At 62.8% G+C, this 23,020-nt stretch carries 26 protein-coding genes; 18 read left to right on the top strand and 8 right to left on the bottom strand.

Translation table 11 applies throughout. The annotated features are described in order from the left end of the window. Positions 1-41 precede the first annotated feature (41 nt). On the bottom strand, positions 42-596 hold the full coding sequence (locus E8E78_RS09525) for a L,D-transpeptidase family protein (protein WP_016501242.1): 555 nt from the start codon (positions 594-596) through the stop codon (positions 42-44). 25 nt (positions 597-621) lie between these two features. Next, a complete protein-coding gene (locus tag E8E78_RS09520; RefSeq protein ID WP_049275609.1) occupies positions 622-1,179 on the bottom strand; it encodes an NUDIX hydrolase in 558 nt (185 codons plus the stop codon). Positions 1,180-1,303: 124 nt separating this feature from the next. Here E8E78_RS09520 and E8E78_RS09515 point away from each other — a divergent pair, with 124 nt between their 5' ends. The 5 genes from E8E78_RS09515 to purT all read left to right on the top strand — a co-directional run bounded on the left by E8E78_RS09515 (position 1,304) and on the right by purT (position 4,449). Then, positions 1,304-1,903: a CoA pyrophosphatase gene (locus E8E78_RS09515; RefSeq protein ID WP_016501240.1), complete on the top strand. Its 600-nt coding sequence runs from the start codon at positions 1,304-1,306 to the stop codon at positions 1,901-1,903. Between the two features lie 44 nt (positions 1,904-1,947). Continuing rightward, a complete protein-coding gene (locus E8E78_RS09510; protein WP_016501239.1) occupies positions 1,948-2,472 on the top strand; it encodes a gamma carbonic anhydrase family protein in 525 nt (174 codons plus the stop codon). Continuing rightward, on the top strand, positions 2,462-2,659 hold the full coding sequence (locus E8E78_RS09505) for a DUF1289 domain-containing protein (protein ID WP_016501238.1): 198 nt from the start codon (positions 2,462-2,464) through the stop codon (positions 2,657-2,659). The genes E8E78_RS09510 and E8E78_RS09505 overlap by 11 nt, the downstream gene beginning before the upstream one ends. A gap of 64 nt (positions 2,660-2,723) precedes the next feature. Continuing rightward, the gene (locus tag E8E78_RS09500) at positions 2,724-3,191 is read left to right on the top strand and encodes a VUT family protein (RefSeq protein WP_010952556.1); all 468 of its coding nucleotides are present in this window, start codon (positions 2,724-2,726) and stop codon (positions 3,189-3,191) included. A 76-nt stretch (positions 3,192-3,267) separates the two neighbouring features. Further along, positions 3,268-4,449 carry a formate-dependent phosphoribosylglycinamide formyltransferase gene (purT, locus tag E8E78_RS09495; protein WP_016501237.1) on the top strand — a complete coding sequence of 394 codons (1,182 nt, stop codon included), beginning with the start codon at positions 3,268-3,270 and terminating at the stop codon, positions 4,447-4,449. A gap of 124 nt (positions 4,450-4,573) precedes the next feature. On the opposite strand, the gene E8E78_RS09490 is transcribed toward purT, so the two are convergent. From E8E78_RS09490 to E8E78_RS09480, 3 genes are all read right to left on the bottom strand, one after another. Further along, positions 4,574-5,872: an MFS transporter gene (locus tag E8E78_RS09490; protein WP_174369769.1), complete on the bottom strand. Its 1,299-nt coding sequence runs from the start codon at positions 5,870-5,872 to the stop codon at positions 4,574-4,576. A gap of 273 nt (positions 5,873-6,145) precedes the next feature. After that, positions 6,146-7,351, bottom strand: a complete 1,206-nt coding sequence (locus tag E8E78_RS09485) for a transporter associated domain-containing protein (RefSeq protein WP_016501235.1) — start codon at positions 7,349-7,351, stop codon at positions 6,146-6,148. Positions 7,352-7,360: 9 nt separating this feature from the next. Beyond that, positions 7,361-8,170, bottom strand: a complete 810-nt coding sequence (locus tag E8E78_RS09480) for an inner membrane protein YpjD (RefSeq protein ID WP_016501234.1) — start codon at positions 8,168-8,170, stop codon at positions 7,361-7,363. Between the two features lie 313 nt (positions 8,171-8,483). Between E8E78_RS09480 and ffh the strand changes: the two genes are divergently transcribed. From ffh to E8E78_RS09450, 6 genes are all read left to right on the top strand, one after another. Continuing rightward, positions 8,484-9,860, top strand: a complete 1,377-nt coding sequence (gene ffh / locus E8E78_RS09475; protein WP_016501233.1) for a signal recognition particle protein — start codon at positions 8,484-8,486, stop codon at positions 9,858-9,860. 235 nt (positions 9,861-10,095) lie between these two features. Continuing rightward, positions 10,096-10,347: a 30S ribosomal protein S16 gene (rpsP, locus tag E8E78_RS09470; protein ID WP_016501232.1), complete on the top strand. Its 252-nt coding sequence runs from the start codon at positions 10,096-10,098 to the stop codon at positions 10,345-10,347. Between the two features lie 5 nt (positions 10,348-10,352). Continuing rightward, positions 10,353-10,889 carry a ribosome maturation factor RimM gene (gene rimM / locus E8E78_RS09465; protein WP_016501231.1) on the top strand — a complete coding sequence of 179 codons (537 nt, stop codon included), beginning with the start codon at positions 10,353-10,355 and terminating at the stop codon, positions 10,887-10,889. Between the two features lie 3 nt (positions 10,890-10,892). Continuing rightward, positions 10,893-11,645: a tRNA (guanosine(37)-N1)-methyltransferase TrmD gene (gene trmD, locus E8E78_RS09460; protein ID WP_049275611.1), complete on the top strand. Its 753-nt coding sequence runs from the start codon at positions 10,893-10,895 to the stop codon at positions 11,643-11,645. 43 nt (positions 11,646-11,688) lie between these two features. After that, positions 11,689-12,039 carry a 50S ribosomal protein L19 gene (gene rplS / locus E8E78_RS09455; RefSeq protein ID WP_003252148.1) on the top strand — a complete coding sequence of 117 codons (351 nt, stop codon included), beginning with the start codon at positions 11,689-11,691 and terminating at the stop codon, positions 12,037-12,039. 93 nt (positions 12,040-12,132) lie between these two features. Then, positions 12,133-12,540 carry an acyl-CoA thioesterase gene (locus E8E78_RS09450; protein ID WP_016501229.1) on the top strand — a complete coding sequence of 136 codons (408 nt, stop codon included), beginning with the start codon at positions 12,133-12,135 and terminating at the stop codon, positions 12,538-12,540. A 3-nt stretch (positions 12,541-12,543) separates the two neighbouring features. On the opposite strand, the gene E8E78_RS09445 is transcribed toward E8E78_RS09450, so the two are convergent. Next, the gene (locus E8E78_RS09445; protein WP_059394635.1) at positions 12,544-14,349 is read right to left on the bottom strand and encodes a sodium:proton antiporter; all 1,806 of its coding nucleotides are present in this window, start codon (positions 14,347-14,349) and stop codon (positions 12,544-12,546) included. 68 nt (positions 14,350-14,417) lie between these two features. Here E8E78_RS09445 and xerD point away from each other — a divergent pair, with 68 nt between their 5' ends. From xerD to E8E78_RS09415, 6 genes are all read left to right on the top strand, one after another. Then, complete coding sequence (gene xerD / locus E8E78_RS09440) at positions 14,418-15,314, top strand: site-specific tyrosine recombinase XerD (protein WP_016501227.1); 897 nt, start codon at positions 14,418-14,420, stop codon at positions 15,312-15,314. Positions 15,315-15,467: 153 nt separating this feature from the next. Beyond that, on the top strand, positions 15,468-16,211 hold the full coding sequence (locus tag E8E78_RS09435) for a thioredoxin fold domain-containing protein (protein WP_084967001.1): 744 nt from the start codon (positions 15,468-15,470) through the stop codon (positions 16,209-16,211). An 83-nt stretch (positions 16,212-16,294) separates the two neighbouring features. Next, complete coding sequence (locus E8E78_RS09430; protein WP_016501225.1) at positions 16,295-17,599, top strand: homoserine dehydrogenase; 1,305 nt, start codon at positions 16,295-16,297, stop codon at positions 17,597-17,599. A gap of 61 nt (positions 17,600-17,660) precedes the next feature. Further along, the gene (gene thrC / locus E8E78_RS09425; RefSeq protein WP_016501224.1) at positions 17,661-19,070 is read left to right on the top strand and encodes a threonine synthase; all 1,410 of its coding nucleotides are present in this window, start codon (positions 17,661-17,663) and stop codon (positions 19,068-19,070) included. A gap of 129 nt (positions 19,071-19,199) precedes the next feature. After that, entirely contained in the window at positions 19,200-19,619 is a 420-nt protein-coding gene (locus tag E8E78_RS09420; protein WP_049275615.1) for a response regulator, read from the top strand. Positions 19,620-19,697: 78 nt separating this feature from the next. Beyond that, complete coding sequence (locus E8E78_RS09415) at positions 19,698-19,979, top strand: DUF3509 domain-containing protein (RefSeq protein ID WP_016501222.1); 282 nt, start codon at positions 19,698-19,700, stop codon at positions 19,977-19,979. Positions 19,980-20,244: 265 nt separating this feature from the next. Here the strand turns inward: E8E78_RS09415 and E8E78_RS09410 are convergent, their stop codons facing one another. Both E8E78_RS09410 and E8E78_RS09405 read right to left on the bottom strand, forming a co-directional pair. Beyond that, complete coding sequence (locus E8E78_RS09410) at positions 20,245-21,120, bottom strand: TIGR02285 family protein (protein ID WP_049275617.1); 876 nt, start codon at positions 21,118-21,120, stop codon at positions 20,245-20,247. Between the two features lie 21 nt (positions 21,121-21,141). Beyond that, a complete protein-coding gene (locus E8E78_RS09405; RefSeq protein ID WP_049275618.1) occupies positions 21,142-22,341 on the bottom strand; it encodes a CaiB/BaiF CoA-transferase family protein in 1,200 nt (399 codons plus the stop codon). Positions 22,342-22,472: 131 nt separating this feature from the next. On the opposite strand from E8E78_RS09405, the gene E8E78_RS09400 reads away from it, so the two are divergent. Then, positions 22,473-23,015 carry a YaeQ family protein gene (locus E8E78_RS09400; RefSeq protein ID WP_049275619.1) on the top strand — a complete coding sequence of 181 codons (543 nt, stop codon included), beginning with the start codon at positions 22,473-22,475 and terminating at the stop codon, positions 23,013-23,015. Positions 23,016-23,020 lie beyond the last annotated feature (5 nt).

Below are 23,020 nucleotides of genomic sequence, written 5' to 3'. Positions count from 1 at the left end.
CTGTGGGAGCAACTGTCTTTCATCATCGCTCCGGCTTCTCTTCAGGGCCGGATTTCGATCAGCGTGCCATCGCGCACCAGTTCCCAGACTTCCTGCATGTCACGGTTACGCATGGCAATGCAGCCATCGGTCCAGTCCAGGGTGTGGAAATACCACTCCGGGTACTCGTCGTTGATCGGCGTGCCGTGAATCATGATCATGCTGCCGGCACTCACCCCTTCGCGGGTGGCGCGGGCGGCATCGCTCACGTTCGGATAGTTGATGTGCATGGCCAGGTTGAAGCGGTCGCTCTGCTTGCGCCAGTCCAGCCAGTACAGGCCTTCAGGGGTTTTCTTGTCGCCTTCACGTTCCTTGGCGCCCTTTGGTTGCTTGCCCAGGGAAATACGGTAGGTTTTCAGCGGCTCGCCGCGGCTGATCAGCTGCAGGCGACGCTCGGACTTGATCACCAGCACCTTGTCGATCAGCGGTTGCATCGCCTGCTGTGAAGGCGATGGCGTTTGCGCTGCCGGCACGGGCTTGCGGATGATGGTCTCGGTGAAAGCCGCCTGGGACACCGAGGTAACGCAAAGGCAGAAAAGGGCAAGCAACCAGCGCATGTAACGGTATCCCTGAAGGCTTCTTCTAAGTAGAGGTCGAGGTCGAGACGTTCATTGGCGGCAGGTACTCATGGCCTATGGGGTAGTGCTGCCCGATGCGGTCGCGATAGTAGCATTCTAGTGTGCGTGTGACGGTGCGGAAAGCCAGCTCGTCCCACGGTATCTCATGTTGCTCGAACAACCGCACTTCCAGGCTTTCGACACCCACATCAAACGCCAGGTCTGCAAGCTCCGCGCGGAAGAACACATGCACCTGGTCGATGTGCGGCAAATCGAACAGCTGGTACAGGCTCATCGGCCCGACCCGGGCGCAGGCTTCCTCGACGGTTTCGCGACGGGCGGCCTGGTCGAGGGTTTCGCCATTCTCCATGAAGCCGGCGGGCAGGGTCCAGAAGCCGCGGCGTGGTTCAATGGCACGCCGGCACAGCAGCACCTGGCTGCCCCAGGTCGGTAGCACGCCGGCGACGATGTTGGGGTTCTGGTAATGGATGGTCTGGCAAGACTCGCAGACATACCGCAGGCGGCTATCGCCCTCGGGAATCCGCTGAGTGACCGGCTGGCCGCACGCGCTGCAGAATTTCATGTGGGGTTCCCTTTTGTTCAAGGCTATCTTGGCGCGCCGGCAGGGCCGCCGCAAGCGCGGGGGCTTGGGTGCTTCGCGGCTTTGGTGCATCATGCAAGGCAGGCCTTGGATACGAGCGTGCGCAATGCTGGACGAGCTACTTCGCCGAATGAGCAATCACCAACCCGCATCACTGGAAACCGACCGGCGGTTCCCCGAAGCGGCGGTCCTTTTGCCCATTACCCGCAGCGAAGCGCCCGAACTGGTCCTGACCCTGCGCGCCAAGGGGCTGTCCACCCATGGTGGCGAAGTGGCCTTTCCCGGTGGCCGACGCGACCCGGAAGACCCGGACCTGGTGTTTACCGCCCTGCGTGAAGCCGAAGAAGAAATCGGCCTGCCCCCCGGGCTGGTGGAAGTGATAGGCCCGCTGAGCCCGCTGATTTCGCTGCATGGCCTTAAAGTGACGCCATTCGTCGGGCTTATTCCCGACTTCGTCGAATACCGCGCCAACGATGCCGAAATCGCGGCAGTATTCACCGTGCCGCTGGAATTCTTCCGCCAGGACCCGCGTGATCATACCCACCGTATCGATTATCAGGGGCGCAGCTGGTACGTGCCCAGCTACCGCTATGGCGAATACAAGATCTGGGGGTTGTCGGCGATCATGATCGTCGAGCTGGTCAACGTGCTGTTCGATGCTGGCATCAGCCTGCACCAGCCCCCTGAGCGTTACATCGAAAACTGAGCGGGGCCTACCCCGCCGTCTGCGTTCCAGCCTGAGGAGCATGCATGAAATACCGCCTGGGCGACCTGCGGGTCGAAAGCCACCCCACCAGTTGGGCCGCACCCAACGCCACGCTGATCGGCAACGTGCGCCTGCAGGCCAATGCCAGTGTGTGGTTTGGCGCGGTGCTGCGCGGGGATAACGAGCTGATCGATATCGGCGAAGGCAGCAACGTGCAGGATGGCACGGTGATGCACACCGACATGGGCTCGCCGCTGACCCTGGGCAAGGGCGTCACCGTTGGTCACAACGCCATGCTGCATGGCTGCACGGTGGGCGACTACAGCCTGGTCGGTATCAATGCCGTGATCCTCAACGGCGCGCGCATTGGCAAGCACTGCATCATCGGCGCCAATGCACTGATCGCCGAGGGCAAGGAAATCCCCGACGGTTCGCTGGTGGTCGGCTCGCCCGGCAAGGTCGTACGTGAACTGACCGAGCAGCAGAAGCGCATGCTTGAAGCCAGTGCCGCGCATTACGTGCACAATGCCCAGCGTTATGCCCAGGAGCTGGTGGTTGATGATGAGTAATGTGGTAGAGCGGCCGGTGGCCTCGCCGTGCGTAAGCATTTGTGCGCTGGACGAGCAGGATATCTGCACCGGCTGCCAGCGCACCGTGGCGGAGATTGGCCGCTGGGGGCGGATGGACAACGATGAGCGGCGGGCGGTGCTGAAGCTGTGCCATGAACGGGCAGTAGAGGCCGGCCTCATCCTGTAGGGACGGCGTTGCCTGTCGAGGGCACCAGCGGTAATCTGTACGGCTTGCCCACAGACTACCCGCCATGTTCTATCTGATTGCCTACATCAGCAGCGTAGTGCTGATCAACTACGCCTTTTCCAGCGCCCCGCACCTGGACATCATCTGGTCTGCCTGGGGCGGCCTGGTGTTCATCCTGCGCGACATGGTGCAGACCCGCTTCGGCCATGGCGCCCTGGTTGCCATGCTGGTCGCCCTGGTGCTGTCCTATGTCACCTCGGAACCGGCCATCGCCCTGGCCAGCGCCACCGCGTTCTTCATTTCCGAGCTGATTGACTGGCTGGTGTTCAGCATCACCCGCCGGCCGCTGCGCGATCGCCTATGGCTGAGCTCGGCGCTGAGCATCCCGGTGGACACCTTCATCTTTTTCGGCATGATCGGCGCCCTGACCCCGGCAGTGATCGGCACCGCCATGGCGTCGAAGTTCGCCGGTGTCACTGCCGTGTGGCTGGCCATGGCATTTCGCGCCCGACGGGCTGCCGTCGCCGGTTGATGGTGTAGAATAGCGGTCCTTTTTCAGCGGGCGGCGCTCAGCCTGGCGCGGCCCCGGACGCCTTCGAGGACCTGAAATGACCCGTATCGGAACCCCCTTGTCGCCCACCGCGACCCGTGTACTGCTGTGCGGCTGTGGCGAGTTGGGCAAGGAAGTGGTGATCGAGCTGCAGCGCCTGGGCGTCGAAGTGATCGCCGTCGACCGCTACGCCAATGCCCCGGCCATGCAAGTGGCGCACCGCAGCCACGTGGTCAACATGCTCGATGGCGTTGCCCTGCGCGCGGTGATCGAGGCCGAGAAGCCGCATTATATCGTCCCGGAAATCGAAGCCATCGCTACCGCCACCCTGGTCGAGCTGGAAAACGAAGGGTTCAACGTGGTGCCGACAGCCCGCGCCACGCAGCTGACCATGAACCGTGAAGGCATTCGCCGTCTGGCCGCCGAAGAGCTGGACCTGCCGACCTCGCCCTATCACTTCGCCGACACCTATGAAGACTACGCCAAGGCCGTGGCCGATGTCGGTTACCCATGCGTGGTCAAGCCGGTGATGAGTTCGTCGGGCAAAGGCCAGAGCCTGCTGCGCAGCGACGCAGACCTGCAGAAGTCGTGGGACTACGCCCAGGAAGGCGGCCGCGCCGGCAAGGGCCGAGTAATCGTCGAGGGCTTTATCGACTTTGAATACGAAATCACCCTGCTGACCGTGCGCCACGTAGGCGGTACCACCTTCCTGGAGCCGGTTGGCCACCGCCAGGAAAAGGGCGACTATCAGGAGTCGTGGCAGCCGCAGGCCATGAGCCCGAAAGCGCTTGCCGAGTCGCAGCGCGTGGCCAAGGCTGTTACCGATGCCCTTGGCGGTCGTGGCCTGTTTGGCGTGGAACTGTTCGTGAAGGGCGACCAGGTGTGGTTCAGCGAAGTGTCGCCGCGCCCGCATGACACCGGCCTGGTCACCCTGATTTCCCAGGACCTGTCGCAGTTCGCCCTGCATGCCCGTGCGATTCTCGGCCTGCCGATTCCGGTGGTGCGCCAGTTTGGCCCGTCGGCCTCGGCGGTGATCCTGCCAGAAGGGCAGTCGCAGCAGACCAGCTTCGCCAACCTGGGCGCAGCGCTGAGCGAACCGGATACCGCCATTCGCCTGTTCGGCAAGCCGGAAATCAACGGTACTCGCCGCATGGGCGTGTGCCTGGCGCGTGATGAGTCGGTCGAGTTGGCGCGGGCCAAGGCGACCCGCGCCTCGCAGGCGGTAAAGGTCGAGTTCTGATTCGAAACCGCAGGGGGCCGCGTTGCGGCCCATTCGCAGCACAAGGCTGCTCCTACAACGGCAACGCACGTCCCTGTAGGAGCAGCCTTGTGCTGCGAATGGGGCGCAACGCGGCCCCCATTGCTTACAGCTCGGTATTACGGGTCTCTTTCAGGCACAGCACCGCAATCAGGCTGATCACCGCCGCAGCCGACACATAGCCCCCAACCCAGCTCAACCCGCCCATGCTGACCAGCTTCTGGGCAAAGAACGGTGCCGCCGAGGCCCCGACAATCCCGCCCAGGTTATACGCCGCCGAAGCCCCGGTATAACGCACGTGAGTCGGGAACAGCTCGGGCAGCAGTGCCCCCATCGGCGCAAAGGTCACACCCATCAGGAACAGCTCGATGGCCAGGAACAACGCCACACCCGTCGTCGATCCCGAAGTCAGCAGTGGCTCCATGGCAAAGCCCGAAGCTACGGCCAGCAGGCCGCCGACGATCAGCACCGGCTTGCGCCCGTAACGGTCGCTGAGCCAGGCCGACAGCGGCGTGGCCAGGGCCATGAACACCACCGCGAAGCACAGCAGGCCCAGGAACGTCTCGCGGCTGTAGCCCAACGTGGTCACGCCGTAGCTCAGCGAGAACACCGTGGAGATATAGAACAGCGCGTAGCACACCACCATCGCCGCAGCGCCCAGCAGGGTGGGCAGCCAGTAGCTGGAAAACAGCTCGACCACTGGCATTTTCACCCGCTCGTGGCGGGCGACAGCCTTGGCGAAGACCGGGCTTTCTTCAAGTTTCAGGCGCACATACAGGCCCACCAGCACCAGCGCCGCACTGAGCAGGAACGGAATACGCCAGCCCCATTCACGGAACTGCTCGTCGCTGAGCGTCAGGGCCAGGGTCAGGAACAGGCCGTTGGCGGCCAAAAAGCCGATCGAAGGGCCTAACTGGGGGAACATGCCGAACCAGGCGCGCTTGCCTTCGGGGGCGTTCTCGGTGGCCAGCAGCGCCGCGCCACCCCATTCACCGCCCAGGCCCAGGCCTTGGCCAAAGCGCAGCAGGCACAGGATGATCGGCGCCCACACGCCAATGCTGTCATAGCCCGGCAATACGCCGATGGCGGTGGTGGAGATACCCATCAGCAGCAGCGAGGCAACCAGGGTCGATTTGCGGCCTATACGGTCGCCAAAGTGGCCGAACAACGCCGAACCCAGCGGGCGGGCGAGGAAGGCGATGCCGAAGGTGAGGAAGGCTGCCAGCATTTGCGCGGTGCCCGACCCGGATGGGAAGAATACCGGGCCGATCACCAGGGCAGCAGCAGTGGCGTACACGTAGAAGTCGTAGAACTCGATGGCGGTGCCGATGAAGCTGGCAGTGGCTACCCGCGCGGGCGAGTTGACCGGCGCGGCAGGCGCTTCGGCGTAGGTGCTGCTTGTCATTAAGTAGGTCCCTAACAGTCTGGTCCGGCTCCATGGGCGGGGCCCGCGCGGTGTGCTGAGCGAAAGGGCAGGCACGGTTGCGCGGACGCCGGAGCGTTTGTTGTTGTGTGCGCTCGACTGACGATAGCCCAAGGGGGATAGGGGCGGGGCGGGCACTGTTCGGGGTGTTGAAGCAGGACCGCGGGGCGTGTCAGTGGAGCGGACTGGCCGTGGAGCGCCGGGTGCGGGTAGCAGGCGTGACGGCGGGGCTGGGTAAGCGTGACCCGAGTATAGCTATCGGGTCACGGTCCACACCAGTACCTTACTGGCACAATTGTCCTCTGTTTCGAGGATTTCCAGGCGATAGCGGCCGATCTTCAGGCAAACGGCACTTTCCGGGATGCTTTCCAGTGCTTCGGTAACCAGCCCGTTGAGGGTTTTCGGCCCGCCGTCGCAGGGCAGGTGCCAGCCCAGGGTGCGGTTGATTTCGCGCAGCGAAGCGTTGCCGTCGATGACGAAGGTGCCATCGGGTTGCGGGTGTACGTGGGGGTTTTCCAGGCTCTGTTCGTCCTCGAACTCGCCAACGATCTCTTCGAGGATGTCTTCCAGGGTGACGATGCCCTGCACCTCGCCGTACTCGTCCACTACCACACCCAGCCGGCGCTGCTGCTTGTGGAAGTTCAGCAGCTGCATTTGCAGGGGCGTGCTTTCTGGTACGAAATAGGGTTCGTAGCAGGCGCTGTGCAGCGCCTCCAGGGTCAGGTCGGCCTTGGGCAGCAGGTGGCTGATCAGCTTGGTGTTGAGGATTGCTTCAACCTGGTTGATGTCGTTGTGGTAGACCGGCAGTCGGGTGTGGCGGCTGATGATCAACTGCTCGATGATGCGCCCGATCGGCTCGTCGAGGTTGATGCCGTCCACTTCGTTGCGCGGTACCAGGATGTCGTTGACGGTGACCTTGTCCAGCGACTGCAGGCCGTCGAGCAGGCCGTGGCGGGGTGTTTCGTGTTCCTCGTCTTCGTCAAAGTCGTCGGCTTCCTGAGGGTGCAGGGCCACGGCCGTAGGTTGCACGCGGAACGGGCGCAGGAGCAGCTTGGCGAAACCGTCCAGCAGGCAGGCCAGCGGCTGCAGGAGGGCTAGGGGCACTTTAAGCAGGCTGCTACCGAGGCTGACGCAGGCCTGCGGGTTACGCCGGGCCAGGCGCCGCGGCACGTACTCGGCAAACACCAGCAAGGTGAGGGTGGCGGCCAGCCCTGCCAGCCAGAAGCCGTGCTCGCCGCTATGGCGCTGGCCTATCAGGCAGGCAAGGCCCAGCACCAGCAGCTTGCCCAAACTGGCGCACAGCACCAGTGCCTGGGCCGGGAGCAAGGGCTGGCCGTCATCAAAGGTGCGCAGCGAGCCATTGAGCAGCAGGCGGGCGGCATCCACCGTGGTGAACAGCGCCGACCACAGCAGCGCCAGTGCCAGGGTGCCGAGTAGCGGTGCGTACGGCAGTGTGTCCATGAGCGGCCGTCAGATATGCAGGATGAATTCGCGAACCAGCTTGCTGCCGAAATAGGCCAGCATCAGCAGGCAGAAACCGGCCAGCGTCCAGCGGATGGCCTTGTGACCACGCCAGCCCAGGCGGGTGCGGCCCCACAACAGTACGCTGAACACCACCCAGGCGACACAGGCCAGCAAGGTCTTGTGGACCAGGTGCTGGGCAAACAGGTTGTCGAGGAACAGCCAGCCGGAGATCAGCGACAGCGACAGCAGGCACCAGCCGGCCCAGAGGAAGCCGAACAGCAGGCTTTCCATGGTTTGCAGGGGCGGGAAGTTGCGAATCAGCCCGGAGGGGTGCTTGTTCTTCAGCTGGCGGTCTTGCAGCAGCAGCAGCAGCGACTGGAACACCGCGATGGTGAACAGCCCGTACGCCAGGATCGACAGCAGGATATGCGCGAGGATGCCCGGCTCTTCGTTGATCAGCGGCACGGTGCCAGGCGGCGCGAACTGCGCCAGCAGCGCCGTCACCGCCCCCAGCGGGAACAGCAGCACCAGCAGGTTTTCGACCGGTATGCGCAGGCAGGCCAGCAGGGTCAGGCCGATGACGGCCACGGCGATCAGGCTGGCGGCGCTGAAGAAGTCCAGGCTCAGGCCCAGCGGGGTGATCAGCTGGAAGTACAGCGCACCAGCCTGGGCGAGCACCGCGAAGGTACCCAGCAGGGCGAGCAGGCGCTTGTCGGACTTGCGGCCCTGGGCCAGGTGCGAGCCCTGGTAGATGGCCGCCGCTATATATAGGCCGGCAGCGATCAGGTTGGGGATGAGGCTGGGAGAGGAGACCATAAGTCCTGGTTGGCGAGCCTTAAAGAGACGGAGTTTGGCATAGATTCCGCCGCTCTAGGAAGACTGGCAGACCGCGTAACGGCATTCGCGGGTGAACCCGCTCCCACAGGTACCGTGCAAGCCTCCAGTGTAGTGAAGATCCTGTGGGAGCGGGCGTGCCCGCGAAGGGGGCAGTGCAGCCACCGAATATCTCCCAAGGTGTGCGCCGCCGCCGCACTTCGCTATAATCGCCGCCTTGCTGTGCCCGGCGGGTGTGTATTTCCCCCAGGGTGCCTGACAAACCTCGGCTTTTACTGGGCCTGAAAGGATCACCATGTTCGAAAACCTGACCGACCGCCTGTCACAGACGCTGCGCCATGTCACCGGCAAGGCCAAGCTGACCGAAGACAACATCAAGGACACGCTGCGCGAAGTGCGCATGGCCCTGCTCGAGGCCGACGTTGCCCTGCCGGTGGTCAAGGATTTCGTCAATAGCGTCAAGGAACGTGCGGTCGGCACCGAAGTGTCGCGCAGCCTGACCCCGGGCCAGGCGTTCGTGAAGATCGTCCAGGCCGAGCTGGAGAGCCTGATGGGCGCGGCCAACGAAGACCTCGCGCTCAATGCCGCACCGCCTGCCGTGGTACTGATGGCCGGCCTGCAGGGTGCGGGTAAGACCACCACCGCCGGCAAGCTGGCGCGCTTCCTTAAAGAGCGCAAGAAAAAGACCGTGATGGTGGTATCCGCCGACGTCTACCGCCCGGCGGCGATCAAGCAGCTGGAAACCCTGGCCAACGACATCGGCGTCACCTTCTTCCCGTCCGACATCAGCCAGAAGCCGGTGGCCATTGCCGAAGCGGCCATCCGCGAAGCCAAGCTGAAGTTCATCGATGTGGTCATCGTCGACACCGCCGGCCGTCTGCACATCGACGCCGACATGATGGACGAGATCAAGGCGCTGCACGCTGCGGTCAAGCCGATCGAGACCCTGTTCGTGGTCGACGCCATGACCGGCCAGGACGCCGCCAACACTGCCAAGGCCTTTGGCGAGGCCCTGCCGCTGACCGGCGTGGTGCTCACCAAGGTTGACGGTGACGCCCGTGGCGGTGCTGCACTGTCGGTACGTGCCATCACCGGCAAGCCGATCAAGTTCATCGGTATGGGTGAGAAGACCGAGGCCCTCGAGCCGTTCCACCCCGACCGCGTCGCTTCGCGCATCCTCGGCATGGGCGACGTGCTCAGCCTGATCGAGCAGGCCGAGCAGACCATCGACAAGGCCAAGGCCGACAAGCTGGCCAAGAAGCTGAAGAAGGGCAAGGGCTTCGACCTCGAAGACTTCCGCGACCAGCTGCAACAGATGAAGAACATGGGCGGCCTGGGCGGCCTGATGGACAAGCTGCCGAGCATCGGCGGGGTCAACCTGTCGCAGATGGGCAATGCCCAGGGCGCGGCCGAGAAGCAGTTCAAGCAGATGGAAGCGATCATCAACTCCATGACCCCGGCCGAGCGCCGCGACCCTGACCTGATCAGCGGTTCGCGCAAGCGCCGTATCGCCCTTGGCTCCGGCACCCAGGTGCAGGACATCGGCCGGTTGATCAAGCAGCACAAGCAAATGCAGAAGATGATGAAGAAATTTTCTGCCAAAGGCGGCATGGCCAAGATGATGCGCGGCCTTGGCGGCATGATGCCCGGCGGCGGCATGCCCAAGCTGTAAACAGATTCAGGCCAATGGCGGCAACCCCGCCACTGACCGGAACCCGCTTCGGCGGGAACACCGCCGCCCCTATGATGAGGCGGCTTAATAGCAGATCAGCAGGCTGGCCGTTTTATTTGAAGTAAAAAGGCATTTGCAAAAGTCCGTATATTCCTTGAGAATGTGCGGCCTTTCGGGCACCCGTGTGCCCGCTGTGCATCATGATTTGCAGCACCGACTACAGGAACGATGTTCAATGCTTACCATTCGTCTTGCCCGTGGCGGCTCCAAAAAGCGCCCGTTTTACCAACTGACCGTAACCGACTCGCGTAACCCGCGTGACGGCTCCCACATCGAACAGGTTGGCTTCTTCAACCCGATCGCTCGTGGTCAGGAAGTTCGTCTGTCCGTTAAACAAGACCGCGTTGCTCACTGGCTGAGCATCGGCGCACAGCCGTCTGAGCGTGTTGCTCAGCTGCTGAAGGAAGCGGCCAAGGCTGCTGCCTGAACCGTATGAACGCGACGCCAGAAAAGGCTGACGACCTCATCGTCGTTGGCAAGATTTTTTCGGTTCACGGCGTTCGCGGCGAGGTGAAGGTGTATTCCTTTACCGATCCGATTGAAAACCTGTTGGATTACCGTAACTGGACGCTTCGGCGCGAAGGGTCGGTCAAGCAGGTTGAGCTGGTCAGTGGCCGTTCCAATAAAAAGGAGCTGGTCGCCAAGCTCAAAGGGCTCGACGATCGTGACGAAGCGCGTCTTCTGAGCGGTTACGAGATTTGCATCTCGCGCAGCCTTTTGCCCAACCTGACGGACGACGAGTACTACTGGTACCAGTTGGTCGGTCTGAAAGTCATCAACCAGGACGAACAGCTGTTCGGCACGGTTGATCACCTGTTGGAGACCGGCGCGAACGATGTAATGGTGGTCAAGCCTTGCGCAGGCAGCCTGGATGACCGTGAGCGCTTGTTGCCCTATACGGCGCAATGTGTGCTGGCAGTCGACCTTGAAGCCGGTGTGATGCGGGTCGAATGGGACGCGGATTTCTAACTGATGGGTAACCTTCGCGTAGAAGTCATCACGTTGTTCCCCGAGATGTTCTCGGCCATTACGGAGTACGGCATTACCAGCCGCGCGGTGAAGCAGGGCTTGTTGCAAGTCACTTGCTGGAATCCGCGGGACTACACCAGTGATCGCCACCACACGGTGGATGATCGGCCTTTTGGCGGTGGTCCGGGGATGGTGATGAAGATCAAGCCTCTGGAAGATGCGCTGGCCAGTGCCAGGCAAGCGACCGGAGCAACGGCAAAGGTAATCTACCTTTCGCCACAAGGCCGCAAGCTGGATCAGCAAGCGGTCAAAGGCTTGGCCGAACAGGAATCTTTGATCCTGATCGCCGGCCGTTATGAAGGCATTGACGAGCGTTTTATTGATGCTTATGTCGATGAAGAGTGGTCGATTGGCGACTATGTGCTTTCCGGTGGTGAGCTACCGGCCATGGTACTGATCGATGCGGTTACGCGGCTGCTGCCCGGAGCTTTAGGGCATGTAGGCTCGGCGGAGGAAGATTCCTTCACCGATGGCTTGCTGGATTGCCCGCACTACACCCGACCTGAGGTGTATGCGGATCAGCGTGTTCCCGACGTGTTGCTAAGTGGCAACCATGCACATATCCGGCGATGGCGGATGAAGCAGTCCCTTGGTAGGACCTTCGAACGACGCGCCGATCTTCTGGAAAGTCGCTCACTTTCTGGAGAAGAGAAAAAGCTGCTCGAGGAATACCTCCGCGAGCGGAACGATAGTTAACGTATCGATGGTGGATCACGTTTGTCCACCTTAGGAGCACAGCATGACTAACAAAATCATCCAGCAGCTCGAAGCAGAGCAGATGAGCAAGGAAATCCCGACCTTCGCACCAGGCGACACCGTTGTCGTTCAGGTTAAAGTGAAGGAAGGTGAGCGTTCCCGTCTGCAGGCGTTCGAAGGCGTTGTTATCGCCAAGCGTAACCGTGGTCTGAACAGCGCCTTCACCGTGCGCAAGATCTCGAGCGGCGTTGGTGTTGAGCGTACCTTCCAGACCTACAGCCCGCAAATCGACAGCCTGGCCGTGAAACGTCGTGGTGACGTGCGTAAAGCCAAGCTGTACTACCTGCGCGACCTGTCCGGCAAAGCCGCTCGCATCAAGGAAAAACTGTCCTGAGGACAGTTTGCCCGGTGGCCAAGGCCGCCTAGCGAGAAAAAAGCAGCCTTCGGGCTGCTTTTTTGCGTTTTGAACCCCGAAGATGTGATTGCCATGACTACCCGAGACCAGGAAATCCAGCGCCGCACCGAGTTGTCGGTGACCCGCGTGACCAAGGCGGTGTTCCCCAACACCACCAACCACCACAACACCCTGTTCGGCGGCACCGCCCTGGCCTGGATGGACGAAGTGTCGTTCATTGCCGCCACGCGCTTCTGTCGCCTGCCGCTGGTGACCGTGTCCACTGACCGCATCGACTTCAAGCACCCGATCCCGGCGGGCTCGATCGTCGAGTTGGTGGGCTCGGTAATCAAGGTCGGCAATACCAGCCTGCAGGTGCAGGTGGACGTGTTTGTCGAGAACATGTACCTCGACGGCCGCGAGCGGGCGATTCACGGTGTCTTCAGCTTCGTCGCCATTGATGAGGACAAGCGCCCGGTGCCGGTGCTGCCAGGCGCCTGAGTATCATGCTTGCGGCGCTGGTTCGATCAGTGCCACCAAGGTCCACCCCGGTTGCGGCTGCAACGGGTTGTCGGGGCTGGCTACATGCACCCAGCCATGCCCGTCGCGAGCAAACAGCAAGTGTGCACGCTCGCCGTGCAGGGCCTGGTAGGCGTCCCAATCAAAGCCTTCGGTCAGGTTGGTGCTGTACAGCTCGGCGCCCTGGTGCAAGCGGTTGGCCAGTTGCAGATACGTCATCGAGCTGGCCCCCAGCAAGTGCCCGCGGTGCTCCTCGGCCGCCCGATGCTTGTCGCTGCGTTGTTTCTCCAGGCCGCTTGCCAGCACGAACAGCCGGCCGTGGCCGAAATCATGGCGGAACCTGGCGCAGGCCAGGGCATTGATTTCGCCGGCGGGGGAGAGGCCAAGCAAGTGCCCGAGCCCGACCAGGTCCAGGTGGGCGTCGGCATGCTGCGAGGCGGGGTTGCCAAAATAAGTCGGTAGCCCGTCCATGCGCGCGGCGCGAATGTTTTCCCAGCTGGAATCCGTCAGTAAAACCCGGCAGCCCAATTGTTGCAGGGCTTTGGCGATGGCCCGGGCCGGCCCGTTGGCACCGACGATGAGAAACCCGCTGGGTGCCGGTTCGGCGACCTTCAGCAGGCGCGCCAGCGGCCTGGCCGTGGCGCTTTGCAGTACCACCGTGCCGATGATCACGGCGAAAGTGAGCGGTACCAGCAGCAAGGCGTCCTCGTGGCCAGCCTGGTGCAGGCGGATGGCGAAAATCGCCGAAACGGCTGCAGCAACGATACCGCGTGGCGCGATCCACGCCAGCAGCGTGCGCTCCCGCCAGCTGAGTGCCGAGCCCAGTGTGGCCAGCCATACGTTGAGCGGGCGTGCCAGCAACTGGATCACCAGCAGCAATGCCAATACTGCCGGGCCGAGCCCCAGCAGGGCATGCAGGTCAAGGCGCGCAGCCAGCAGGATGAACAGACCGGAAATCAGCAGCACGCTGAGGTTTTCCTTGAAGTGCAGGATTTGCCGCACATCGACCCCGCGCATGTTGGCCAGCCACATCCCCATCACGGTCACCGCCAGCAACCCGGACTCGTGCATTATCTGGTTGGCGGCGATGAAAATACCCAGCACAGCCGCCAGCGAGGCCAAATTGTGCAGATACTCCGGTAGCCACTGCTCGCGCATGATCTGCCCCAGCAGCCACCCACCGGCCGCGCCCAGGGCACTGCCGCAAAAAATCACCCCGGCAAAAGTGGTCAGGCTCTGGCTCAGGCCGTTGCCGTCGGCGCTGGCGATGATGAAGCTGTACACCACCACGGCGAGCAGCGCGCCGATCGGGTCGATCATGATCCCTTCCCAGCGCAGGATATTGGCGATGGTCGACTTTGGCCGCACTACACGCAGCATGGGCACGATTACCGTGGGGCCGGTCACCAGGGTCAAGGTGCCGAACAGGATAGACAGCGGCCAGTCGAACCCGAGCAACCAGTGGGTCGCCAGGGCGATCACCAGCCAGGTGACCAATGCGCCGACGGTGACCAGGCGATGCACCACGCTGCCGATCTCGCGCCACTGCGACAGGTGCAGGGTCAGGCTGCCTTCGAACAGGATCAGCGCCACGGCCAGCGACACCAGCGGCATCAGCAATGGGCCGAACAGCGCCTCGGGGTCGAGCCAGCCCAGTGCCGGCCCCGCGATGATCCCGGCCAGCAGCAGAAACAGAATCGCTGGTAGTTTCAGGCGCCAGGCCAGCCATTGGCAGGCAAGCGCAGCGGCACCGATACCACCGACGCTGAGAAGAATCTGCTGTTCGTTCATACGGGCTCCCTATGCTTGCAGTGTTATGAAAGACTAAGCGCCAATTCGCCGTTTGCCACCGAGTCTTCATGCCCGCCCTCGACCACCCCCTGATCGACCAGTTTCTCGACGCCCTGTGGCTTGAAAAAGGCCTGTCCGACAACACCCGCGTGTCCTACCGCAGCGATCTGGCACTGTTCAACGGCTGGTTGCAGGAACATTCGGTCTCCCTGCCCGACGCCGGCCGTGACCTGATCCTCGACCACCTGGCCTGGCGCCTCGATCAGGGATACAAGCCACGCTCCACGGCGCGCTTCCTGTCCGGCCTGCGCGGTTTCTTCCGCTATCTGCTGCGGGAAAAGCTGGTGGCGGTAGACCCGACCCTGCAGGTCGACATGCCGCAACTGGGCAAGCCGCTGCCCAAGTCGTTGTCCGAAGCCGACGTTGAAGCCTTGCTGCAGGCCCCGGACCTGGGCGAAGCCATCGGCCAGCGCGACCGCGCCATGCTCGAAGTGCTCTATGCGTGCGGCCTGCGCGTCACCGAGCTGGTCAGCCTGACCCTCGACCAGGTCAACCTGCGCCAGGGTGTGCTGCGGGTGATGGGCAAGGGCAGCAAGGAGCGCCTGGTGCCCATGGGCGAGGAGGCAGTGGTGTGGCTGGAGCGCTACCAGCGCAATGGCCGTGCCGAGTTGCTCAATGGCCGCCCCAGCGATGTGCTGTTCCCCAGCCAGCGCGGCGAGCAGATGACCCGCCAGACCTTTTGGCACCGCATCAAGCACCATGCCCGGGTGGCAGGTATCGACAAATCGCTGTCGCCGCACACGCTGCGCCACGCGTTCGCCACCCACCTGCTCAACCATGGCGCCGACCTGCGCGTGGTGCAGATGCTGCTTGGTCACAGCGACCTTTCGACCACCCAGATCTACACCCACGTTGCCAAGGCCCGCCTGCAGCAGTTGCACGCGCAGCACCACCCGCGTGGATGAATGTTTTTCATGTTCCGCCGACTGGTCCTTGCAAGGCCCTTCACCGGTGGTGTGATGTGGTAGGCTTGGGCGGTTTGCACCAAGGGCCGCACGGCCACCGCGTCTTTTCCGCAGGTGGCGCCCTCCGGTCCCTGTCCGCCTTCAGGAGTTCCCATGCGCGTGACCCAGTTTTTCGCCGCCGCCGCGTTGGCGCTGGCCAGTACCTTCGCTGTTGCCGCGGCAACCGATAGCAACGCCGTCGCCGAGCAGGCCATCCGCAAATCGCTGCAAAACCTCGAGCTGGAAGTGCCCGTCGAAAGCGTGGACAGCAGCCCGCTGAACGGCCTGTATGAAGTCAAGCTGCAGGGCGGCCGCGTGCTGTACGCCAGCGCCGACGGCCAGTTCGTGATGCAGGGCTACCTGTTCCAGATCCAGGACGGCAAGCCGGTCAACCTCACCGAGAAAACCGAGCGTATGGGCGTCGCCAAGCTCATCAACGGCATTCCAGCGGCCGAGATGGTGGTTTATCCTGCCAAGGGCGAGACCAAGTCGCACATCACCGTGTTCACCGACACCACCTGCCCGTATTGCCACAAGCTGCACGCCGAAGTGCCCGAGCTGAACCGTCGCGGTATCGAAGTGCGCTATGTCGCCTTCCCGCGCCAGGGGCTGGGCTCGCCGGGTGACCAGCAGTTGCAGGCTGTGTGGTGCTCCAGCGATCGCCGTGGGGCGATGGACAAGATGGTCGAAGGTGAAGAGATCAAGGCCGCCAAGTGCGCCAACCCGGTCGGCAAGCAGTTCCAGTTGGGGCAGTCGATCGGCGTCAATGGCACGCCGGCCATCGTCCTTGAAAGCGGCCAGGTCATTCCGGGCTACCAGCCGGCACCGCAAGTCGCCAAGCTGGCACTTGCCAAGTAATCCAATTCAGTACGCCGTCGTCATGGGGTGACGGCATGTTTCACGGTCGGCGAAGGTGTCGGCCGTTCAATGGGGAGTTCACAGTGAAACCGGTCAAAGTAGGCATCTGTGGGTTGGGGACCGTCGGTGGCGGAACCTTCAATGTACTTCAGCGCAACGCCGAGGAGATTGCCCGCCGTGCCGGGCGCGGTATTGAAGTGGCACAGATCGCCATGCGCTCGCAGAACCCGAACTGCCAGATTACCGGTACCCCCATTACCGCTGACGTGTTCGAAGTTGCGAGCAACCCGGAGATCGACATTGTCATCGAGCTGATCGGTGGCTACACCATCGCCCGCGACCTGGTGCTCAAGGCCATCGAAAACGGCAAGCACGTGGTCACCGCCAACAAGGCGCTGATTGCCGTGCACGGTAACGAAATCTTTGCCAAGGCCCGCGAGAAGGGCGTGATCGTCGCCTTCGAAGCGGCTGTGGCGGGCGGCATCCCGGTGATCAAGGCCATCCGCGAAGGCCTGTCGGCCAACCGCATCAACTGGCTGGCCGGCATCATCAACGGCACCGGCAACTTCATCCTCACCGAAATGCGTGAGAAGGGCCGTGCCTTCCCGGACGTGCTGGCCGAAGCCCAGGCGCTGGGTTACGCCGAAGCCGACCCGACCTTCGACGTCGAGGGCATCGACGCCGCGCACAAGCTGACCATCCTGGCGTCGATCGCTTTTGGCATTCCGCTGCAGTTCGACAAGGCCTACACCGAAGGCATTACCCAACTGACCACTGCTGACGTGAACTATGCCGAGGCCCTGGGCTACCGCATCAAGCACCTGGGCGTGGCGCGTCGCACCGCCGAAGGCATCGAGCTGCGCGTGCACCCGACGCTGATCCCGGCCGACCGCCTGATCGCCAACGTCAACGGCGTGATGAACGCTGTCATGGTCAACGGTGACGCCGCCGGTTCCACCCTGTACTACGGTGCGGGCGCCGGCATGGAGCCTACTGCTTCGTCGGTGGTGGGCGACCTGGTCGACGTGGTCCGTGCCATGACCTCCGACCCGGAAAACCGCGTACCGCACCTGGCCTTCCAGCCAGACTCGCTGTCGGCGCACCCGATCCTGCCGATCGAAGCCTGCGAAAGCGCCTACTACCTGCGCATCCAGGCCAAGGATCACCCGGGCGTACTGGCCCAGGTGGCCAGCATCCTGTCGGAGCGTGGCATCAACATCGAGTCGATCATGCAGAAGGAAGCCGAGGAGCAGGACGGCCTGGTGCCGATGATCCTCCTGACCCATGGTGTGGTCGAACAGAGCATCAACGACGCCATCGTCGCCCTGGAAGCCCTGCAGGACGTGATCGGCAAGGTCGTGCGTATCCGCGTCGAACAGCTCAACTGACAAAATTATTGCCGTCGGGCCGCCAGCGCGGCCCCGGCCCCAGCATCGAAGGTTTGCACCCATGCGCTATATCAGTACCCGCGGCCAGGCACCGGCCCTGAATTTCGAAGACGTGCTGCTGGCTGGCCTGGCCAGTGACGGCGGCCTGTACGTGCCAGAAAACCTGCCACGCTTCACCCAGGAAGAAATCGCTTCCTGGGCTGGCCTGCCATACCACGAGCTGGCTTTCCGCGTGATGCGCCCGTTCGTTGAAGGCAGCATCGCCGACGCCGATTTCAAGAAGATCCTCGAAGAAACCTACGGCGAGTTCGCCCACGCTGCGGTCGCACCGCTGCGTCAGCTGAACAGCAACGAGTGGGTGCTGGAGCTGTTCCACGGCCCGACCTTGGCGTTCAAGGACTTCGCCCTGCAACTGCTCGGCCGTCTGCTCGACCACGTGCTGGCCAAGCGCAACGAGCGCGTGGTGATCATTGGCGCCACCAGTGGTGACACCGGTTCCGCCGCCATCGAAGGCTGCCGCCGTTGCGACAACGTCGACATCTTCATCCTGCACCCGCACCAGCGCGTGTCGGAAGTGCAGCGCCGCCAGATGACCACCATCTTCGGGGACAACATCCACAACATCGCCATCGAAGGCAACTTCGACGACTGCCAGGAAATGGTCAAGGCCAGCTTCGCCGACCAGTCGTTCCTCAAGGGCACCCGCCTGGTGGCAGTCAACTCGATCAACTGGGCGCGTATCATGGCCCAGATCGTCTACTACTTCCACGCAGCCCTGCAGCTGGGCGGCCCGGCACGTTCGGTGGCGTTCTCGGTACCAACCGGCAACTTCGGCGACATCTTCGCCGGTTACCTGGCGCGTAACATGGGCCTGCCGATCAGCCAGCTTATCGTCGCCACCAACCGCAACGACATCCTGCACCGCTTCATGAGCGGCAACCAGTACGTCAAGGACACTCTGCACGCGACCCTGTCGCCGTCGATGGACATCATGGTCTCGTCCAACTTCGAGCGCCTGCTGTTCGACCTGCACGGCCGCAACGGCGCCTCCATTGCCGAGCTGATGGACAACTTCAAGCAAGGTGGTGGCTTCAGCGTCGAGCAAGGCCGCTGGACCGAAGCCCGCAAACTGTTCGACTCGCTGGCCGTCAGCGACGAGCAGACCTGCGAGACCATTGCCGAAGTCTTCGCTGCCACCGGTGAAGTGCTGGACCCGCACACCGCGATTGGCGTCAAGGCTGCCCGCGAGTGCCGTCGTAGCCTGGACACGCCAATGGTGGTGCTGGGTACCGCGCACCCGGTCAAGTTCCCGGAAGCGGTGGAAAAGGCGGGTGTAGGCAAGGCGCTGGAGCTGCCGGCGCACCTCAGTGACCTGTTCAGCCGTGAAGAGCGTTGCACGGTGCTGGCCAATGACCTGAAAGCAGTGCAGGGCTTTGTCAGCCAGCACGGCAACCGCGGCAAACCGTTGTAAGCGCGTTGCCATGTGGGGCCGCATAGCGGCCCCGCATGTAATCCTTTTCCTTTGATCCTTCAGAAATTTCCTATTCGACCTGTCCAGCGCCAAGCCTAAATTAGCCGGTCCTCCCACCAGGAGCGGCATATGCACCAGCCCTACGTGTTGATCCACCAGGCTCGCCCGTCCCACCAGATCCTCCTGCACCAGGCCCTCAACGCCCAAGGCATGTTCAACGTGCGCATCAGCGCCACCGCCACCGACCTGGACGCTTGCCTGGCTGCTGAACGTCGCCCCGACCTGCTGATTCTCGACCACGCCATGCCAACCCGGGCCGGCCTTTCTTTGCTCGCACGGCAGCATCGATCACGAGCGTTGCTGTTCGTCGGCCAGGCTACCCCCAAGCACCAGAACCTTGCCCAGGAGGCAAGAAAGCGGGGTCTCTGGGTACTCGCCGAACTCCCTTGGCCGCTTTCGACGACACGCCTGCAGCGTGCCCTGCAAGCGCTGCAGGAGCGCCCGTGGCGGCGTATTCAAACTGTCATGTCTGCCCCGCATGCTCAATGAAACAGCTGCGGCATACGAACTTTGCGCTGCGCCTGTTGGTCAGTTCCTTTATATCCCACCACGCAGCGAGTGAACCGGATGGAAAGAATCTGCAAATTGCTCAACGAAGCCCTGACTCCCTATCAGGCCCAGCTTGGCATCGCCGACGCCAGCGGCAATCGTCAGTTGACCGTTCACGACCGCGTTGCCGGCATTACCTTGCGACGCATGGTCAGCGAGCGTCAGTTGCAGGAGCAACGCCTGTTGATCGATCTGGTGGATGGCCTGCACCGTGACTTGCAGATTGCCGAAGGGCGGTTGCAGCCTTGTGTGATCGCGGCGCTGCAGCAGCGTCAGCAACCCCAGGGAACCTTTGCCTGAGTGGTGTATCAGACAGTGTAAGGGTAGCCAGCCAGTGCTTTGCTCCGGTGCTGGCAAGGCTGCCTCGGTAAGTCCCCAAGGACTTTCGCTTGGCCCCGGGCGTCCTCCCCAGCGTCCGGGGTTTCTTTTTTCTGCGCAGGCTCATTTCCCTGTAGGAGCAGCCTTGTGCTGCGAGAGGGCCAGTGCAGCTTGAGAATGTCGTTTGTCATGAGGGCCTCTTCGCAGCACAAGGCTGCTCCTACAGCGACCGTGTATGTCGGTTGGCTTATTGGCCTTCAAAGGAGCGTTTGCTGTCTTCCAGATAGTCTTCCTGTAACGCCGGATCCAGCCAACGCGCATACAACGCCGGCAAAACATCCCGGCGCAGTGCAGGTAACAGCCGATCAATATGCGCGATCGCTTCGCGCCCCAGAGGGCTGTCCGTGCAACCCACATGCAGAAACTGGTAGCGCTCTACCCCCTGCACCGGATGAAACTGGTAATCCGCCAGTGCCCCCCCTTGCTGCTGAATCAGATAGCGCACTTCCGGCCAGTAGCCGAGCACCATGCGCAGGCGCCCCAGCTGTTGCATCTGTAGCAGGTTGGCGGTGGCATCGTTGCCGTAGTGGCGGCTGAGCACGCTGTCGGGCAACTGGCGCAGGATGGCGTCGATCTGGGTGCCGTAGCTGCGTTCTGCAACAATCCCCAGCTTCAGCGAGCCGTTGCTCAGCAGGCCATGCAGGTCTACCTGCTGACCGTCGAGGTAGGGAACCGCCAGCGCCTGGTTTTCCTTGCGCAGCACCAGGCCACCGCTGAGCACGCCCAGCGATGGCATGGAAAAGCGCACATATTCGGCCCGTTCCGGGGTCCATAGCAGGGTAGGGTCGCAGGTGAAGCTGTTGCGGTCTTGCAGCATCTGGATGCCACGGGCGCGGTTGACCCGCACAATGCTGTGGTCGTATTCGGGCATCTGCCCAATCAGCAGCGGCAACAACTGGTCGATCACCCCTTGGCCTTTTTCCGGGCCTGCAAAAATGGTGAACGGCGGCAGGTCACGCACCAGCCAGAAGATGCGTTCCTTGGCACTGACAGGCTGTAGCAGCAATGCTAGCAGTAGCCCGCAGAGCAGGATCAGGTGGCGTAGCCCGCGGGTAGCGCGCATGGGCGAGGGCGGCGCCAGGCGTCAGACCGCGCCGGCTTCGCGCAGGCCGGCAATGGCCGCTGCGTCGTAGCCCAGGCGGGTGAGCAATGCCTCGGTGTGTTCGCCCAGCGCCGGGCCGACCCATTCGGTGGAGCCAGGCGTATCCGACAGCTTCGGCACGATGCCCGGCATGCGGAACGGCTTGCCGTCCGGCAGCTTGGCCTGCAGGAACATTTCCCGCGCCAGGTACTGCGGGTCATTGAACATGTCTTCGGCCGAATAGATACGGCTGGCCGGTACTTCGGCCGTGGTCAGCACCTGCATCAGTTGCTCAAGAGGCAGGCTGTTGGCCCAGCGGTCGATCACCCCGTACAGCTCGTCACGGCGCAGGTCGCGGCCATCGTTGCTGGCCAGGGTCGGGTCATCTGCCAGGTCGGCACGGCCGATGGCCTGCATGAAGCGCTTGAAGATCGCATCGCCGTTGGCGCCGATCTGCACGTGCTTGCCGTCGGCGCTGGTATGGATGGAGGAGGGGGTGATACCCGGCATGATGTTGCCGGTGCGCTCGCGGATAAAACCGAACACATCGAACTCCGGGACCATGCTTTCCATCATGGCGAAGATCGCCTCGTACAGCGCCACGTCCACCACCTGGCCCTGGCCGCCATTGACCTCGCGGTGGCGCAGCGCCATCAACGCACCGATCACCCCCCACAGGGCGGCGATCGAGTCGCCGATGGAAATGCCCGTGCGTACCGGCGGGCGGTCGTCGAAGCCGGTGATGTAGCGCAAACCGCCCATTGACTCGCCCACCGCGCCGAAGCCCGGTTGGTCTTTCATCGGCCCGGTCTGGCCAAAGCCCGAGAGGCGCACCATCACCAGGCGCGGGTTAAGGGCATGCAGCACATCCCAACCCAGGCCGAGTTTTTCCAGCACGCCCGGGCGGAAATTCTCGATCAGGATGTCGGCGTCAGCCAGCAGGCGCTTCAGAATCTCGAGGCCTTCGGGGTGCTTGAGGTTGAGGGTGAGCGATTGCTTGTTGCGCGCCTGCACGAACCACCACAGCGAAGTGCCCTCGTACAGCTTGCGCCACTTGCGCAACGGGTCGCCGCCATCGGGGGATTCGACCTTGATCACCTCGGCGCCGAATTCGGCACAGATGCGCGAGGCGAACGGCCCGGCAATCAGGGTGCCAAGTTCGACAACTTTGAGGCCGGCGAGGGGTTTGCTGGGCGTCGACATGGGGCATCCGTGGCAGCTGGGCAGAGCCATGGTTTTATCACACGTCGGTTTCGCCGGGTACTGCTGCGGCGCATGGAAGGTGCGGATGGGTTAGACTGTGCCACTTTTCTTTTGCACGAAGCCCGTCGACCATGGCCCAGCCGTCCACCACCTACAAGTTCGAATTGAATCTGACCGACCTTGATCGCAATGTCTACGAAAGCGTCAAGCAGACCATTGCTCGCCACCCTTCGGAAACTGAAGAGCGTATGGCGGTTCGTCTGTTGGCGTATGCGCTCTGGTACAACGAGAACTTGTCGTTTGGCCGCGGTCTGTCGGATGTCGATGAGCCGGCACTGTGGGAAAAGAGCCTGGATGATCGCGTGCTGCACTGGATCGAAGTGGGCCAGCCAGACGCCGACCGCCTGACCTGGTGCTCGCGCCGTACCGAACGCACCAGCCTGCTGGCCTATGGCAGCCTGCGTGTGTGGGAAGGCAAGGTGGTGAGCGCGGTCAAGAACCTGAAAAACCTGAACATCGCTGCCGTGCCTCAGGAGGTGCTGGAGACGCTGGCCACCGACATGCCGCGCAGCATCAAGTGGGACGTGATGATCAGCGAAGGCACGGTGTTCGTGACGGATGACCGTGGCCAGCACGAAGTGCAACTGCAGTGGCTGCTCGGTGAGCGTGGCTGAAGCGA

It is taken from the genome of Pseudomonas sp. BN505, assembly GCF_029873175.1.
Classification (GTDB): Bacteria; Pseudomonadota; Gammaproteobacteria; order Pseudomonadales; family Pseudomonadaceae; genus Aquipseudomonas; species Aquipseudomonas putida.
This window is presented reverse-complemented; position numbering and strand designations above follow the sequence as displayed.